Genomic DNA, 16,973 nt, shown 5'->3' on the forward strand with positions numbered 1-16,973 from the left:
AAGCACGGGCTTGCGTGGTATTGCTGTTGGGTGGGCACAAAGCGTGCCCACCCAACACGGCTACGTAGTGACAGCAGCGCGCGGCCGACTTGCTGGCTATGTAGTGGCCTGAAAATACGTCGCAGTCCGATTCGCAAACCAGCCCAGCCCTGAACACAGTACAAAATAAATCAGGCCGATGAACAGGAATATCTCAGCCGGATAAATCATCACCCGGCTATTCACCTGCGCCGCCACGAACGACAGTTCTCCAACGCCGACGACGTAGGCCAATGAACTATCCTTGATCAGGGTTACCCATTGATTGACGAACGAGGGCAGCATCATTTGCAACGCTTGCGGCAGTACGATATGGCGCAGCACCGCCATGCGCGTCATGCCTAACGACAGGCCCGCATCCCATTGGCCGGTCTTGATGCCGCTGATGCCGGCGTGCACCGAGTGCGCCAGGTAGGCGCCGCCGATCAGCGCCAGGGCGCACATCACGGAAAGTACGCCGGGCACGTTGATATGGAAAACAATCGGCAGCAGGAAGTAAGTCCAGAAAATCAGCATCAGCACCGGAATCGCCCGGAAGAAGCCGAGCACCATGGTCAGCAGCAGATGCGGCCAGCCGCGCGCCAGCGACAGGACAATGCCCAACATCAGGCCCAGCAACGCCGAAGCCAGCGCCGAGCCGATGCTGAGCAATACGGTCAGGGCGGCTCCGCCGAGCGGACCGTCGGGATAGGCGCCCCATAGCAGGTACGGCAGGTTGTCCGTCAATACACTGAGTTGCATGCTCATCGCTGCACGCCGCCGGCAAGTCTTTGCCTGCGCCGGATCAATTGCCCCATTGTTTCAATCAGCGCGATGGTGGCGATGTAGAGCAAGGTCGCCACGCCGAAAGCCTGGAATGTCTTGAAGGTTTGCGCTTCTACCTGGCGCGAGGTGTAAGACAGTTCAGCCAGGCCGATGGCCATGGTCAATGAAGTGTTCTTGACGATATTCATATACTGGCCAAGCAAGGGCGGGAGCGCGATGCGTATCGCTTGCGGAAGGATTACGTACCGCAATCCTTGCCAGCGACTCAGGCCGAGAGCTGCAGCTGCCAGTCTCTGCGCATCTGCAACGCCACGCATGCCGGCGCGGATTTCTTCGCTGACATAGGCCGCGGAATACAGGCTCAGGCCGAAGGTCGCGCAGAGCAGCTCGAACGATGGCCAAGTCAATTTCAGATAAGGTCCCAGCGCCAGGCTATGCACCGTATTCAGCCATTCCACCGAGGATTCCGGCAACAGGCTGGAGACGCCGAAATACCAGAAAAACAGTTGCACCAGCAGCGGAGTATTGCGAAATATGGAGAGAAAGCTGCGGGCCGGCAGTGATAGGAAGCGCCGCTGGCTGGAGCGTGCGGCGGCAATGACTATACCCAGAAAGGTGGAAAGTACGCTGACTATGGCAGACAGCAGCAGCGTCAGCCACAGGCCGTCGACCAGCCAGCCCAGGTATTTGGGGGCGAGCATTTGGCCCAGGGTCGATTGAAACTCAGTCATTTTTACTTTGCTACAGATAAACAAAAAACCACCGGCAATCCCGAGGGGTTGCCGGTGCAAGACAGATACACGGTAGGCGACTAGTTTTGGCTCAGCTTGGTATCGCCGATCTTGAACAGGCGTGGCAACGGCGATTTGCTGTTGGGGCCGAACCACTTGTCGTAGATTTTGAGCGCGGTGCCATTCTTTTCAAATTCATGCAGGGTGTCATTCAGTACATTGACCAGGCGGGTTTCACCCTTGGGCACGCCGATGCCTTCGTATTCTTCGGAAATGGCAAATGCCGGGATTTCATATTTTTCCTTATCCGGGATATTCGCCAGCAGCGCGATCAGCTTGGAGCCGTCCTGGGTGATCGCCTGGACGTTGCCGTTGCGCAGGGCGGCCAGGGCGAACGGGGTGTCATCGTATAGAACAACCTTGGCTGCCGGGTATTTCTCGCGCAAAGTGGTTTCCATGGTGGTGCCTTTGTCGGTACCTATGCGCAGCTCAGTAATTTGGGTGGCGTTTTTCAGCACGCCTTTCTTCGCCAGGAACTGCTGGCCGGAAGCGAAATAAGGAATGCTGAAATCGATCACCTGGGCGCGCTCGGCGTTGATGGTGAAATTGGCAAACACCACATCGACCTTGCCGGATGTCAGCAAGGGAATCCGGTTGGCAGGGTTGGTCGGTACCAGCTCCACTTTGACGCCGAGTTTTTTGGCGACTTCGTTGGCGTAGTCGACATCCAGACCGATGATTTTGTTAGTCTTCTGATCGACAAAACCAAACGGTGGATTGCCGTCGAAAGTGGCGACCCGCAATACGCCGGCCTTCTTGATGTCGTCGAGTTTGTCTGCATGGGCCAGCCCCGACAGCAGCGTCAGCCCGGTAAATAAGATGGCAAATGATTTCATTGTTGTAGTGGTCCCTGGTTGGTGTTTCGATTTATTTGGCGGTGCGTGAAATGCGATCATCATGCAGGGCAGATTAACAAAACAACATATTGGTGTGAACGATCAAAGTTGCATTTGAATATTACAAGTTTGCACGCCGCGTTCAGGCGATACCGGCCTGACACGGAAACACCGTTAAAATGAGGGAAATGAGTTTAGAAAATCAGTGTACAAAAACAGGTCAAGGAGCACACGATATGGCAACAACGAAAAAAATCGCACTGGTCACGGGCGCAGGTTCCGGCATTGGCAAGCACATCGCCCTGGCCTTGCTGCGTAACGATTACAGCGTAGTGCTGGCGGGCCGACGCGTCGCCGCGCTAGAGGAAACGATGGCGGTAGCAGGGGCGTTGGGCGCACATGCCTTGCCGGTATCTGCTGATGTCAGCGATCCGGCATCGGTCAAGGCGCTATTTGAAAAAATCCGGGAGCAGTTCGGCCGGCTTGATCTACTGTTCAATAATGCCGGCATCTTTACCAAGTCGGCATCGCTGGAAGATGTCGATTTCGCGCAATGGAAGGCGTCTGTCGATGTCAATCTGAGCGGCGCGTTCCTGTGCACGCAGGAAGCGTTCCGCATCATGAAAGCGCAAACGCCGGGCGGTGGCCGCATCATCAATAATGGTTCGATCGCGGCTCATGTGCCGAGGCCTAACTCGGTGGCTTATACCGCGACCAAACATGCCATTACGGGTCTTACCAAGGCGACCTCGCTGGACGGCCGTAAATACAATATCGCCTGCGGCCAGATCGATATCGGCAATGCCGCCACCGACATGACTGAACGGATGGAGCAGGGCATCTTGCAAGCCAACGGCCAAATCGCCGTGGAACCGACGATGTCAGTTGAAAATGTCGCCAATGCGGTGCTGTATATGGCCAGTTTGCCGCTGGATGCGAACGTTCAGTTCATGACGGTGATGGCGACCAATATGCCGTTTATCGGGCGCGGATGATGCCACTGCCGCCATGGGACTGAACCGTCGTTCAGCTTCCGGGCCAACGTTAAATACTTCGTGGTAACAAAGGCGATGGCGTCAGTTGCTTAGGACGCGAATGCAGTTGCACATAGGGAAAATGCCGGCGGCCCGGTATATTCATGCTGCGGCAGGGCGCGCCCGTGGTCGGGGCTCATGCTTCACGGTTTGATCAATCGTCCCGCTAACGGGCGCTTGCGCCAATTTGAATACTGCTTTTTAGTTGTCGATGCGCTGCAATACCGCAGCCAACGCCTCATCTTCAAGAATAGGGACCGTCGTTAATTCCATCAGGTCGCTCCACATCAATGAAAACTCCGCCATGGCTTTTGGATCGTCACTCTCAATCAGATCAAAGCCGCCGTTTAAGTCGACGCGTGTCCAGCGTCCCAGCAGCGTGACCCCTTTTGGCGGTAGTCCGCCAGTCTTTTTGAAGCGGGCAATACCTTCCTCGCGGATCTTCGGGTCGGCTTTCCAAGAGAACGTCGTTATGAATTTCATGGGATTCCTCCTTCGCCATCTGTGAAGCGCTGTCTTGCCAGCGATTTTGTCTTGACTCCTCCTCTTGCATTATCGTTTGAGCAGCGCGTTATAGCGTGCGAACCCGCACGCTAAACTGAATGCTAGGTCAGATTAAGCAAATATCAATCAGGCATTAAAAAGGTGTGAGCAAAGTTGGAAATCCGCGTCGATCACAGTTGATCCCTTGTCTGTGGGGAATTGAATCCTCGTTACGTCTTCAATTCGACATTGAATGCTTCGCCGGTAGCAAAGAAGGTGCCGCCGGACAGATAGTGCAGCGAGCGTTGATCGTCAGCCGGGAAATGCCAGCGGCCTGCGGAAAAGGCGGCTGCATCGGCCTTGGCGGCGACCACCTCGGCGATAAACAGATCGTAGCGTTGCTGGTTGTGCGGTTCGGGAATCACCTTGCATTCGAGCCATGCCAGGCAGCCAGACATAAGCGGCGCCGCAATTTTCTCCGCCGGGAATGTGGCAATATCCAGCGCGGAAAATTTGTCGCCGTCGCGGCCCGAACTGGATCCCACCGCCAACGTGGTTTCAGCCAGCGCCCGCGTCGGGATATTCAAGGCGAATTCGCCGGACGCTTCCACCAGTTCGCGGGTCAAGGTGCTGCTGTCGATCACCAATAATATTTTGGGTGGATCGAAATCGAGCGGCATCGCCCACGCTGCCGCCATCACGTTGCTGACGCCGCCATGCGCGCTGGTGACGATGGTGGTAGGGCCGTGGTTGAGCAGGCGATAGGCTTTGGCCAGTTCTACAGCTTGAATATTTTGCATAAGATTCCGACGATGATGGTGGTGTGCTTTACAGTAATCTTTTATTTTATCCGTGTTCCAATTTTCAGAAATTCCTTACAAAATAAGGTCGGGTTTGTTCTTGACACACTTGTTGTTAAATCTATACACTTCGGACATTGCATTATATGGAGGTCCACTGTGGACTGTAGTTCTAATAGTAGAAGTGGATGGGTGATCAGCCCGGCACAGCTCGCATAGTTTTAGCAGACCTCCCTCCGCTACAGCTTTGCGCAAGCCGAGTTGTAGATGCGACCAGCAATACCGCACTTTAAATCCCCGTCCAATTATTCAATTCGGTTATTAATCGTTTTCCGCACTGCTATAACGAATTTTTCGTGCCTGGCCTGGTTTTCGACCTCGCTCGTCCTGACTGATTACGTCATTGCCATTGCGGAAGTATTGGTTAAAGGAGATTGGTGTGTCCCATCTTTCCAGACAAATAAATACGCCCCAGGCATGTGCGGCGTACAGCGTGGGCGTGCAACAAGCATCGAACGCACGTTTTCCCTACCGCATCGTTACGCTCGTTCGTAGCGCGGACAGTGCCGCCATCAAGGACTTGCTGCAGTTATGCCTGCAAGATGGCCTGGCGCAATATCATTGTTATCAACGCTCTGTTTCACGGTTTTTAAGCCGCATCACTATCGAATTACTATGCTCGGTCAGTGAACGTGCAGCTTTGGTGCGATTGGTGAATCGCCTGGGTTTGGAAAAAAGCGTGCGCAACATCCATTGGGAAAGCATCACGGAAAAATCACTGCCGGCATCGCCAGGCAACGCACTGGAGGACCGGCGTCGCCCGGGCTCTTCAGCCCTCTCACCAGCTGCTGGCAACCATGAACCGGTTGCCATCCCGGCGCGTTTATAAAGGAATGTTGACTTGGACTGTCCTCCCAGTTGCCCCTGTTGTAAGGCATCTCTGATACGCAAGCAAGGGCTGTGCAGTGTTGTCGTTTTTCTTCTGATATCGCTTTAGCCTATCGCCGTTATTTTCCAGCGTCGATAAGCTAGCTGTTGATGAACTAGCGATCTGCTGGCATAACGATCACATATCGTTTTCTTCCACACAGCTGTCAGGCTGGCTGAAAGCCTGTCTGGCGCCTTGTCATTGCGCATGCACCTCATGCGCGGCCCTTGCTTGCTTCTGATATCGGCTCTCCATCCGAAGAGCCGCTATTCAATCACGACCATTTGAGGAAAATCATGACAATCAAATTATTCGCAACCAACAATCAACAGTCTCGTGCCGCAACCAAATGCAAGGGCTGGATTTTTGGCTGGACTGCCCGCCAGGCCGCTACAAATGCACGCGAGATACGTTCTCACGACCCCAGGCAACACGCGCCGAATTATGGCATTTATGGGGCCTTGACAGGTAATAACGGCCATTGAGAGTTAAATAAATCGCGTACGGAGGTGGGTATTCACCATCAATTTTTAAGCGCAAGAAACGCAGTATTGCTAGCCCTCGCTGCAGCCATAGCCTGGCTGTTTATTCTATTGAATATATTGTCGCCATTGGAGGCGGATGGCGCAAAACAGGTGTACACCGCTCCCATCTTTATGAATCATTGATTGGCGTGAAAAAAATGGGTTTCATCGAGGCTGTGTACTTGCAAATGTACACAAAAGCGCACGGAAAAACTAATTTCAACAAGTGTAACTAAAGGATTTCATGGAAGGCGACAGCGAAGGCAGCGATAGGACGCCCGCTTGGATAGTCATTACGATAACCACAGCGGGCGACCTTCGTCCAATTATTTTTATCAACCGAACACGCTTGGTCGTGGCGCGGCGGGGGGCAGTATTGTCTGAATAAAGACAGGATTTTCTCGCGCCGGCCACGCGACGCAGGAGAATCAAATGACTCAGACACCACCGCATAAAACAAGTAAGCCCAAGCAGAAGCAGAAAGGATTCGTATCGACATCCTCTGCATCGGAAGAAGAAATTTCGATGCGCGTAGCCGAAGAATCCGGAAAACCTTTTCAATCCACCTTTAATAGCACCAAAAGCTCGCCACTTGGCCTGTTTGCACATGAGGCTGCGGAGCGTCTGCGGCGTTCCGGTCCAAACGAAGTCGCGCACGACAAGGCGCCACACGTGCTGGTGCAGCTATTCCTCGCCTTTAAAAATCACTTCGTGATTGTGTTGCTGGTGCTGGCATGCGTCAGTTTTATTACAGATGTTTATCTGGAAGAGCCTGACGACCGCAGTTACACCGGCATCATTATCCTGGTAACGATGGTGCTTCTTAGCAGTTTCCTCCGTTTTTATCAGGAATACCGCTCGAATCAAGCGGCGGAACGGTTGAAATCCATGGTGCGCAATACTGCCACTGTCCTGCGCAGGACGAACGATGCAGCCAAGCCTGAGCGCCGGGAAGTTCCAATGCAAGAACTGGTGGTCGGCGATGTGGTCAGCTTGCAGGCTGGCGACATGATTCCTGCAGATATCCGGCTGTTTGCATCGCGAGATCTGTTCATCAGCCAGGCAATCCTGACTGGTGAAGCGCTACCGGTCGAAAAATACGACACGCTCGGCGCCGTATCGCAGAAATCCGCCAATGCCGATCCTGACAGCAAAGCCGACTTGCTTGATCTGTCCGATATCTGTTTCATGGGGACTAACGTCGTCAGCGGCACCGCAACCGCCGTGGTGGTAGCCACCGGCGCCAATACCTATTTCGGTTCGCTGGCAAAAAATGTGGTGAGCCATAAGCGTGTCGAAACCAGTTTCGATCGTGGTGTGAGCAGCGTTTCATGGCTGTTGATTCGTTTCATGCTGGTCATGGTACCTGTGGTTTTCATGATTAACGGACTGACCAAGGGCGACTGGATGTCGGCACTGACATTTGCGTTGGCGGTGGCGGTTGGCTTGACCCCGGAAATGTTGCCGATGATCGTCTCAGCCAACCTGGCCAAAGGCGCCATGGCTATGGCGCGTCGCAAAGTGGTGGTTAAACGCTTGAACTCGGTACTGAATTTTGGCGCTATGGATGTATTGTGCACCGATAAGACTGGCACGCTGACGCAAGACAAGATTATCCTGGAACGTCATTTGGATATCAGTGGCAAAGAAGACAAAAATATCTTGCAACTCGCCTGGTTGAACAGTTTCCACCAAAGCGGGCAAAAGAATTTGATGGATATCGCGGTCGTTAGCCATGCCGACGAGCGTGGTCCGGCGGCGAAACTCCTGCAGTACAGCAAAATCGATGAAATGCCTTTCGATTTCATTCGTCGCCGTCTGTCAGTGATAGTGGAAGACCAAAACGGCGCACAGTTGATGGTATCCAAAGGCGCCGTCGAAGAAATGCTGGCGGTGTGCACGCACACGCAAGAAGGTAATGTCGTACAGCCGCTGGATGAAAAAGCGCGTACCGAATTGCTGGAAAAATCGCGGGAATACAACGAAGAAGGCTATCGCGTCCTGGTTGTCGCGACACGCCAGATTGATGCTGCGGATGCCAAGGCGCAGTACAAGACCTCTGACGAAGAGAAGCTGGTTGTGCGCGGCTTCCTTACCTTTTTCGATCCGCCAAAGGACTCTGCCGCACCGGCCATTCGCGCATTGCAGGATTACGGCGTTGCAGTCAAAGTGTTGACTGGCGATAACGCCATTGTGACGCTCAAAGTCTGTCGCGATGTCGGTCTTGATCCCGGTGTGCCCCTGGTCGGTCCTGAAATTGAGGCGATGGATGACGAGCGCTTGAATGACGCGGTCAAATACACCACAGTCTTTGCCAAACTCACTCCCCTGCAAAAATCGCGCGTAGTCAAAGCGCTGCAAGCGAACGGCCATACCGTCGGCTTTCTTGGCGACGGCATTAACGATGCGCCAGCACTGCGCGATGCCGACGTTGGCATTTCTGTCGATAGCGGCGCTGATATTGCGAAGGAAACCGCCGATATCATCTTGCTTGAAAAGAGCTTGATGGTGCTGGAAGAGGGCGTCGTCAAGGGACGTGAAACATTCGGCAATATTCTCAAATATCTGAACATGACTGCCAGCTCCAATTTCGGCAACGTGTTTTCGGTGCTGGTCGCGTCTGCCTGGCTGCCGTGGGAGCCAATGCTGGCGGTGCATCTGCTGATTCAAAACCTGATCTACGATATTTCGCAAATGATGCTGCCGTGGGACAAGATGGATGAAGATTTCCTCAAGAAACCACGTAAGTGGGAGGCCAATAATATCCGCCGCTTCATGCTCTGGCTTGGCCCGACTTCATCGGTATTCGATATGACTACCTACGTCTTGATGTGGACGGTGTTTGGCGCCGGCGCGGCGTACTACGCGGGCACCGGAGATGGCGGGCAAAGCATCATGCATTCCGGCTGGTTTATTGAAGGCCTGGTTTCACAGACGCTGGTCGTGCATATGCTGCGCACTCGCAAGATTCCTTTCATTCAAAGTACAGCGACATTGCCGGTGCTGCTGTCGACTTCGATTGCCATCGCGATCGGTTGCTACCTGCCGTTCTCGCCGTTGGCTGCGTCGATTGGATTTATCCCCCTCGATAAATCGTATTTCCTCTGGCTGATCGCCACCATGGTTGGTTACATGGTGCTGACTCAGATAGTGAAGACGATCTATATCCGTCGTTACGGTCAGTGGTTCTAACTTCGCATTAATTTGTAACAGGCAACCGTAGGGTGGGCACGTCTTTGTGCCCACCCTACGTCCTTTCATAACAAAAGATTGGGATGTAAATATGAAAAACTTATTAAGTGTCATTGGCAGCAGTTGCGCATTTGCATTCTCACCGGCTGTCCTGGCGCAAACCGCCATGCCGGAAGACGATAAGAAGAGCACTCCGAAAACCAGTGTTGTCTTTTATGGTGTGCTGGACGCCGGCGTTACCTTTGTCAACAATGAAGCTGGTCAAAGTAATAGAAAGCTGGATACCGGGGTGATGGATCCCAATCACTGGGGTATGAAAGGTGTAGAAGCTCTGGGGGGCGGGTTACGTGCTGTGTTCCAGCTGGAGAACAGCTTCAATCTGGACGATGGTTCATTGTCCTCGGAAGGCACCTTGTTCGACCGGATTGCCATGGTTGGTCTGGGAAACCGCTATGGTCAGGTAACTCTCGGCACCCAATTGGATTTGATCAATGACTATGTCACGCCGTTCAACATTAGTGCCGGCGCCAGCGGTTATGCCGCACATCAAGGTGATTTCGATCGTATCGCAGGTAATGCGATACAACGTTCAATCAAATTTTCCAGCGCCGATTTCGACGGTTTGACTTTCGGCGCACTTTATTCATTTGCGGACAAGAGCGCCCACCCCGATGAGGATACTGCCGGCGGCGGCAGCGGTAAAGCATGGAATATAGGGGCACACTATGCCAACGGTCCATTTGCCATCGGTGCGTCCTATATGCAGCTCAACAAGCCGCGCGGCACGGAGGCTATCGGCCCTTATCAAAGCCTTGGCCTGTCAACTTTCCTGGGACAGGCTACGTTCGAGATCGATCCTGACACCGGCGAACGTACGCCGATTGAAAATATGGCGATTGATAGCCAGAAGATCTTTGCAATCGGGAGCGCCTATGAGATTGGCGATTTTACTGCAATGATCAATTTTGCAGACATCAGGTTCAAAGGTTACGGCAATACAGAAAATCTGCGCCTGATCGAAATCGGCGGTCATTATCATATCAGTGCTGTGCTTGATGGTACGCTGGGCTATCAGCGCATGCATGTGGCCGGCACAAAAGCAAACCAGGTGTCGGTGGGGCTGGACTACCATCTATCCAAACGTAGTGATATTTGCGTCTCGGCGGACTATCGCAGGGCATCAAATGGCGTGGCTGGCGTCATCGGAGATTCGTTTGAACCGTCAAGCAATAACGCGCAGGCGTTGCTGCGGGTTGGCATGCGTCATATGTTTTAAAGCACGGCGAATATTTTTGCCATGTCATTCCGATGTGTGTCGGAATGACATTTGGAGACCTGCAATTTCGCGACTGTCAGGATCATGAAGAGTTACGCGTTGCGCTCTTATTGGGTCTTGGTGACCTTACTCAAATGCCGCGGCTGGTCAGGATCCATGCCACGCGCCACCGCCAACTGTGCCGCCATGACGTAGAAAGCCTGGATTGCCACGATAGGATCAAGATCCGGAGTAGCGGCGACTGGCAACGTCAGGTCGCGTGCGGCAACATCGTCCGGCGCAGCCAGCAATACCTTGGCGCCGCGTCCGCGCATTTCTTCGGCCAGCTTGAGCAAACCGGCCTGGGTCGGTCCGCGCGTAGCGAAGATCAACAGCGGATAACCTTCGTCGATCAAGGCCATAGGGCCATGCTTGATTTCAGCGCCGCTGAAGGCTTCGGCCTGGATGGCCGAGGTTTCCTTGAATTTCAATGCCGATTCCAATGCCAGCGGCAAGCTGATGCCGCGGCCTACCACCATGATGCGCGAGGAAGGCGCCAGCACTTCGATCGCGGGCGCCCAGTCAAGTTGGGTGGCGGCGGTCAGTGCTTGCGGCAGAGCGTCGATGGCGGCCAGGAATGTGGCGTCGTCTTGCCAGTGCGCGGTGAGTCTGGCAGCAGCCACCAGGCTGGCGATAAAGCTCTTGGTGGCGGCTACGCTCAACTCGGCGCCGGCGTGCAAGGGCAGGGCCCATTCGGCGGCAGAGGCCAGCGGCGATGCAGCGTCGTTGACCAGTGCCACGGTGGTGGCGCCACTATCACGGAAATAACGGATAGGTTCGATCACGTCAGGGCTTTGGCCCGACTGTGAAATAGCGATGACGAGTGCGTCGCGGGCCATCAATGGCGCTTTGTTCAGGGTCACCAGCGATAGCGGCAGCGAGGCGACAATCCGGCCCAGGCGCGCCATGATCAGATAGGCGCAATAATTGGCAGCATGGTCGGAACTGCCGCGCGCCACCGTCAGGATGGTCGATGGCGGAGCAGCCCTGAGACGCTGTCCCAGTTCTGCGTAGCGGTCTCTATCCTGGCTAAGCTGCAAGGCGACATATTCTGCCGCCGAGCGGGCTTCTTTAAGCATCAACGAGGTCAATTCTTTCTCCTTCTACATATACGGCTTTGAGTTTGAGCTGGCGATCCAGCACCAGGATGTCGGCGAAGCAGCCTTCTTTAAGGCGGCCCCGTTCCTGCATGCCGAGATAGTCGGCGGGATAGGTGGATACGCGCAGCGAAGCCTCGGCTATTTCCAATCCGAGCGAAACCAGGTTGCGCAAGGCTTGATCCATGGTCAGCGTGCTGCCGGCCAGCGTGCCGTCGCCAAGACGGACACCGCCCAGGCATTTATGGACCACCTGGCGTCCCAGCATGTATTCGCCGTCCGGCATGCCGGAGGCGGCTGTGGAATCGGTGACGCAATACAGGCGTGGAATCGCCCGCAGCGCCGCCTTGATGGCGCCCGGGTGGACATGCAGCAGATCCGGAATCAGTTCGGCATATTCGGCGTGGGCCAGGGCCGCGCCGGCCATGCCGGGTTGCCGGTGATGAAATGAACTCATGGCGTTGAACAGGTGGGTAAACCCGGCTGCGCCATTTTTCAGTGCAGCCACGCCATCTTCATAAGTACCCAGGGTATGGCCGATCTGCACCCGCATGCCGAGATTGGACAGGGTTTTAACCAAGGCCATGTGGCCATTGATCTCAGGTGCGATAGTAATCAGTTTCAGCGGCGCAAAACTGCGTAGCCAATCCACTTGTTCCAACGTTGCTGCGATCGCAAAATCGGGTTGCGCACCGAGCTTGCCAGGATTGATATACGGGCCTTCCAGATGCGCGCCCAGCACCCGCGCGCTACCTGCGCGGCGGCCACGGCAAGCGCGGCCGATTGCGCCCAGCGCAGCTTCCAGTTCTTCTGCCGGCGCAGTCATGGTGGTGGCCAGCATGCTGGTGGTGCCATGTTGTGCGTGCAGGCGCGAGACGACATGCACTGCTTCGCCGGCCTCCATGATGTCTTTGCCGCCGCCGCCGTGGACGTGCAAATCGATAAAGCCGGGCAAAATATAATCGCCGTCGGCCGGCGCATGGTCCAACGCTTCGCCGCGGATTTCAGTAATCATGTCGCTGAAGCCGATGCTGCCGTCAACCCAGCCGTCGGTGGTCAATACATTGCCATGCAGTTGTGTGGCATTGTTAGCCATGTTGCTACTCATGTCGCTACTCATGTCGCTTCTCCTACAGACTCTGCTTCGAGCTGCTGGCGCAGCAGCAGCAATGCGCCGGTTGCGGCGTTGGCGCGCGGTGAAATCGCGCGGGATTTTAACGGTTCCGGCAGATAAGCTTGTAACGGGACGGCGAGGCCGCCGCACAGGGCGATCGGCAATTGCTGCGAAGGATCGAGCGCGTGGGCGATCTGGGCGATTTCATTACCCGCTTTGCGCAAGATGGTAAGCGCGGCTTCATCCTGTCTTGCGTGGGCTACTACCAGCGGCGCCAGTTGCGCAAACAGGCTTTGATTGGCGCTGTTGGCCCAGGCCACCACGCGCTCCCGGTTTTCGCCGGCGGTGCATGTTTCACCGCCGCCGCAGAAACGGACGATGGCGCTGGCCAGTGGCCCTCCGACGGCACGGCCATCCAGCACGCGCTCCACATGATTGGCGGCGCGCAGGCCGATCCAGCCGCCGCTGGCTTCGTCACCGGTGATGAAACCCCAGCCGCCGACCTCACTGCGGCTGCCGTCCGGCCGCAAGACTTCGCCGACGCTACCGGTGCCGATCGCCACCACCGCGCCGGCCTGGCCCAAATGCGCGCCCAACAAGGTGGTGAAAGCATCGGTGCCAATCGCCAGCGCGCCGAAGCCAGGGTTCTGCTCAGTAAATTGCGTGGCCCACAACGGATTGTTAACACCCGACAAGCCGCAACCTGCTGCAATCGCCTGAAGCGGCGGGCGGTTGATGCCTGCACTGTGAAATGCGCCATCCAGCGCAGTGACGATGGCGTCCCAGGCCTTGCCGGTGCCATGCATCAGCGCGGATGGTCCGCTGCTGCCGTCGGCGACATGGCTGCCATCCGGACGTTCCACGCGGATATGGGTTTTAGTGCCGCCGCCGTCGACGCCGATCAGATATTCGTACGCTGTTTTCAATTCAACTCCCACGCCTTTTTGAAGGCGCATAGTGTATCTGGAACTGCATTACTATTGTTTAGATGAAATCATATTGCCCGGCTTCAACCGCGCCAATGCCAGGCCCTGGGCATCGAATACGTGGAACGCGTTGCTTGGCGCTGACAAGGTGACGCTGTCGCCGATATGCACCGGGTTGTTGCCGTCGCCGCGAACCAGCAGATCCTGGCCGTCTTGCAGCGTGACGTAGATGAAGTTGGCTTCGCCAAGATGCTCGACGATGCTGACTTTGCCACTGAACACTTCACCACTATGCGCGTTTTCCAGAATATGTTCAGGCCGTAGCCCAACCGTGACGGCATCGCCGGCTTTAGTGGTGCCGGCGCTAACGTCGGCACGGATTTCCTGGCCGCTACTAAGTTTGATACGCAGGTGGTCAGCCTCGACTGCCATCACCGTGCCCGTGAACAGGTTCATTTTGGGCGAACCGATAAAGGTCGCGACAAACAGGTTTTGCGGACGCTGGTACAGCTCCAGCGGCGAACCGGCTTGCTGGATGTAACCGTCGTTCATTACCACGATCTTGTCGCCCAGGGTCATGGCCTCGACCTGATCGTGGGTGACGTAGACGATGGTGGCTTCCAGTTGTTTATGCAGCTTGGCGATTTCGAGCCGGGTCTGGACCCGCAATGCCGCATCCAGGTTGGACAGCGGCTCGTCAAACAGGAACAGTTTCGGCTTGCGCACAATCGCGCGACCGATGGCGACGCGCTGACGCTGGCCGCCCGACAGTTCACGCGGCAGGCGGTCTAGCAGGTGATCGATTTTCAGGATGCCGGCAGCATGGCGGATGCGCTGGTCGATGGCGGCTTTGTCGGCGCCGGCGATCTTCAGGCCGAAGGCCATGTTCTTGTACACGGTCATGTGCGGATACAAGGCGTAGCTCTGGAACACCATCGCAATGCCGCGTTCGGCCGGTGGCAAATGATTGACTACCCGGTCACCGATCGACAACTCGCCGCTGGTGATGCTTTCCAGCCCGCACAACATGCGCAGCAGGGTTGATTTGCCGCAACCGGAAGGGCCCACCAGCACGACGAATTCGCCATCCTTGATTTCCAGGTTGAGGTCGGCCAGCACGTTCTGCTTGCCATCATACGATTTGGTGAGTTGCTTAACGCTTACGTTTGCCATGGAATGTCTCGTCTTCTGCTGTGTTTTACTTGATTTTTGCTTGCGTTTTGCTTGAATTTTATTTAACTGCGCCGGAAGTCAGGCCGCGAATCAATTGTCGGGAGAATATTACGTACATGATCAGGATCGGAATCACGGCCAGCGACAGTGAGGCCAATACCGAATTCCAGTCGGTAACATACTGGCCGATGAATTGCTGCACGCCGAGGGTGACGGTTTTGGTTTCATCCGAAGGCGCCAGGATCAGCGGGAACCACAAATCGTTCCAGGCCGGGATCATGGTGAATACGGCTACCGTGGCAATCGCCGGGCGGATCAGCGGCAAGATGATCTGGAAGAAGATCTTGAACTCGCCGACGCCGTCGCAGCGTGCTGCATCCTTCAGCTCCTTGGGAATCTGACGGATGAATTCGGACAGAATCATCACGGCCAGTGGCAAGCCTTGCGCGGTATACACCAGGATCAGCGCGCTGCGGGTGTTGATCAGGTTGAGGCTGACCACCAGTTGCAGGATTGAGACTGTGCCAAGCCGGATCGGAATCATGATGCCCAGCGCCAGATACAGTGCCATCAGGCGGTTGCCGCGAAATTTGTATTCCGACAAGGCCCAGCCCGCCATCGCGCCGAACAGCACGATCAGCACCAGGGAGCCTAGCGTGACCACCAGGCTGTTGCCGAAGTACAGCATGAAATTAGTATTGTGCAATACCTTTTCAAAGCCGATCAGCGAAAACGAATCCGGTGTCGGGAACGCCAGCGGGTTATCGAAAATGGCGTCGCGCGACTTGATCGAATTGATCAGGATCAAGGCAATCGGAAACAGCGCGATCACGGCATAGGCGCACAGCACCACGTGGACCCAGATGCGCCCAAGGTTGGCAAATCGGCTGGGCCGTACGATCGGCGCGGCTGCGACTGGAGAGAGCGAGGAAATGGAGTTCATGAACGGTCCTCGTTACAGTTCGTAGCGTGTCAGCTTGCGCTGCACGAAATAGAAATAGCTGGCGACGCCGAGCAGGATTACCAGGAACATCAAGGTTGCCACTGCGGCCCCCATGGTCGGGCTGCCGATTTGCGCCTGGTAACCGAAGAAGGTGCGGTAGAAGAAGGTGCCCAGGATGTCGGTGGAGTAGTTAGGCCCGGCCAGCGCTCCTTTGACCGAATAGATCAGGTCGAAGGCATTGAAGTTGGCGACAAAAGTCAGGATTGTCACCAACCCCAGCGTCGGCAGAATCAGCGGCAGCTTGATCTGCCAGAAAATGCGGAACGAACTGGCGCCTTCGGCATACGCCGCTTCCAGCACTTCTTCAGGCACCGCGAGCAGGGCGGCATAGATCAGCATCATCGGGATGCCGACGTATTGCCAGACCGAGATCAGGCCCAGTGTCAGCAGCGCGGTGGTTTCTTGTCCCAGCCATGGGGCGAAATAATCGCCCAGGCCGACATGCGTCATCAAGCCTTCGCCGACGCCCCACAGCGGCGACAGGATCAGTTGCCAGATGAAGCCGATGATCACTACCGACAGCAGGGTCGGCAGGAAAATCAGTGTGCGGTAGGTGCGGGCGCCGCGCAGGCCCTTGAGGCTAAACAGGGTGGCAAGCAGCAGGCCGATCGGGTTTTGCAACAGCATGTGAATCCCGAAAAATTTCAGGTTATTCAACATGGCGTTCCAGAACGCCTTGGACCAGTCCGAATCGAACAGGATGGTGTGGTAATTGGCGAGGCCGACGAAGCTGTGGACGCCGGCGTCGTTGCTGGTATAAAAGCCCAGGCGCAGGGTATCCAATAAAGGCAGCGCGCTGAACATGGAATAGATGATGACTGCTGGCGCCAGGAATACCACGATGTGCCAGGGGAATGTCTTTTTTTGAAGATTCATACCGATTTTCTTTAAATGCAAGAAATGCAGTTCGCCCGGAGGCGCAGCGGCCGTCACGGGGGAGATCGTGAAAACCA

The 16,973-nt window shown here is 55.5% G+C and carries 16 protein-coding genes; 5 read left to right on the forward strand and 11 right to left on the reverse strand.

Going from position 1 to position 16,973, the window contains the following annotated elements:
* Positions 1–96: 96 nt before the first annotated feature.
* From BM029_RS02060 to BM029_RS02070, 3 genes are all read right to left on the reverse strand, one after another.
* Complete coding sequence (locus BM029_RS02060; RefSeq protein ID WP_170850960.1) at positions 97–780, reverse strand: amino acid ABC transporter permease; 684 nt, start codon at positions 778–780, stop codon at positions 97–99.
* A 2-nt stretch (positions 781–782) separates the two neighbouring features.
* Positions 783–1,535, reverse strand: coding sequence for an amino acid ABC transporter permease (locus BM029_RS02065; RefSeq protein ID WP_092432179.1), 753 nt, complete (start codon positions 1,533–1,535; stop codon positions 783–785).
* Between the two features lie 80 nt (positions 1,536–1,615).
* A complete protein-coding gene (locus BM029_RS02070) occupies positions 1,616–2,431 on the reverse strand; it encodes an ABC transporter substrate-binding protein (RefSeq protein ID WP_092432181.1) in 816 nt (271 codons plus the stop codon).
* Positions 2,432–2,667: 236 nt separating this feature from the next.
* On the opposite strand from BM029_RS02070, the gene BM029_RS02075 reads away from it, so the two are divergent.
* The gene (locus BM029_RS02075) at positions 2,668–3,426 is read left to right on the forward strand and encodes an SDR family oxidoreductase (RefSeq protein ID WP_092432183.1); all 759 of its coding nucleotides are present in this window, start codon (positions 2,668–2,670) and stop codon (positions 3,424–3,426) included.
* Between the two features lie 240 nt (positions 3,427–3,666).
* On the opposite strand, the gene BM029_RS02080 is transcribed toward BM029_RS02075, so the two are convergent.
* Together BM029_RS02080 and BM029_RS02085 are read right to left on the reverse strand one after the other, a co-directional pair.
* Positions 3,667–3,948, reverse strand: a complete 282-nt coding sequence (locus tag BM029_RS02080) for a DUF3303 domain-containing protein (protein WP_092412426.1) — start codon at positions 3,946–3,948, stop codon at positions 3,667–3,669.
* A 230-nt stretch (positions 3,949–4,178) separates the two neighbouring features.
* Positions 4,179–4,748 carry a flavin reductase family protein gene (locus BM029_RS02085; RefSeq protein ID WP_092432188.1) on the reverse strand — a complete coding sequence of 190 codons (570 nt, stop codon included), beginning with the start codon at positions 4,746–4,748 and terminating at the stop codon, positions 4,179–4,181.
* Positions 4,749–5,187: 439 nt separating this feature from the next.
* On the opposite strand from BM029_RS02085, the gene BM029_RS02090 reads away from it, so the two are divergent.
* The 4 genes from BM029_RS02090 (at position 5,188) to BM029_RS02105 (ending at position 10,668) form a co-directional block, all read left to right on the forward strand.
* On the forward strand, positions 5,188–5,637 hold the full coding sequence (locus tag BM029_RS02090) for a hypothetical protein (protein WP_139217189.1): 450 nt from the start codon (positions 5,188–5,190) through the stop codon (positions 5,635–5,637).
* Positions 5,638–5,972: 335 nt separating this feature from the next.
* Positions 5,973–6,161 (forward strand): hypothetical protein, encoded by a 189-nt coding sequence (locus BM029_RS02095; RefSeq protein WP_092432191.1) that lies wholly within the window; start codon positions 5,973–5,975, stop codon positions 6,159–6,161.
* Between the two features lie 471 nt (positions 6,162–6,632).
* Positions 6,633–9,392 (forward strand): magnesium-translocating P-type ATPase, encoded by a 2,760-nt coding sequence (gene mgtA, locus BM029_RS02100; protein WP_092432192.1) that lies wholly within the window; start codon positions 6,633–6,635, stop codon positions 9,390–9,392.
* 46 nt (positions 9,393–9,438) lie between these two features.
* Positions 9,439–10,668 carry a porin gene (locus BM029_RS02105; RefSeq protein WP_139217190.1) on the forward strand — a complete coding sequence of 410 codons (1,230 nt, stop codon included), beginning with the start codon at positions 9,439–9,441 and terminating at the stop codon, positions 10,666–10,668.
* 107 nt (positions 10,669–10,775) lie between these two features.
* Here BM029_RS02105 and BM029_RS02110 read toward each other — a convergent pair whose 3' ends face one another.
* From BM029_RS02110 to BM029_RS02135, 6 genes are read right to left on the reverse strand one after another with little or no spacing between them, the layout of a single operon-like run.
* Positions 10,776–11,786, reverse strand: a complete 1,011-nt coding sequence (locus BM029_RS02110) for an SIS domain-containing protein (protein ID WP_170850961.1) — start codon at positions 11,784–11,786, stop codon at positions 10,776–10,778.
* Positions 11,779–12,924, reverse strand: coding sequence for an N-acetylglucosamine-6-phosphate deacetylase (gene nagA, locus BM029_RS02115; RefSeq protein ID WP_244544863.1), 1,146 nt, complete (start codon positions 12,922–12,924; stop codon positions 11,779–11,781). The genes BM029_RS02110 and nagA overlap by 8 nt, the downstream gene beginning before the upstream one ends.
* The gene (locus BM029_RS02120) at positions 12,921–13,874 is read right to left on the reverse strand and encodes a glucosamine kinase nucleotide-binding domain-containing protein (protein ID WP_092432196.1); all 954 of its coding nucleotides are present in this window, start codon (positions 13,872–13,874) and stop codon (positions 12,921–12,923) included. Before BM029_RS02120 ends, nagA begins: the two co-directional genes overlap by 4 nt.
* Before the next feature lie 21 nt (positions 13,875–13,895).
* Complete coding sequence (locus BM029_RS02125) at positions 13,896–15,017, reverse strand: ABC transporter ATP-binding protein (RefSeq protein ID WP_092432197.1); 1,122 nt, start codon at positions 15,015–15,017, stop codon at positions 13,896–13,898.
* A 58-nt stretch (positions 15,018–15,075) separates the two neighbouring features.
* Positions 15,076–15,960 (reverse strand): carbohydrate ABC transporter permease, encoded by an 885-nt coding sequence (locus BM029_RS02130; protein ID WP_092432199.1) that lies wholly within the window; start codon positions 15,958–15,960, stop codon positions 15,076–15,078.
* A gap of 12 nt (positions 15,961–15,972) precedes the next feature.
* Positions 15,973–16,896 (reverse strand): carbohydrate ABC transporter permease, encoded by a 924-nt coding sequence (locus tag BM029_RS02135; RefSeq protein WP_092432200.1) that lies wholly within the window; start codon positions 16,894–16,896, stop codon positions 15,973–15,975.
* Positions 16,897–16,973 lie beyond the last annotated feature (77 nt).

The organism is Collimonas sp. OK607 (assembly GCF_900111995.1).
GTDB lineage: Bacteria > Pseudomonadota > Gammaproteobacteria > Burkholderiales > Burkholderiaceae_D > Collimonas.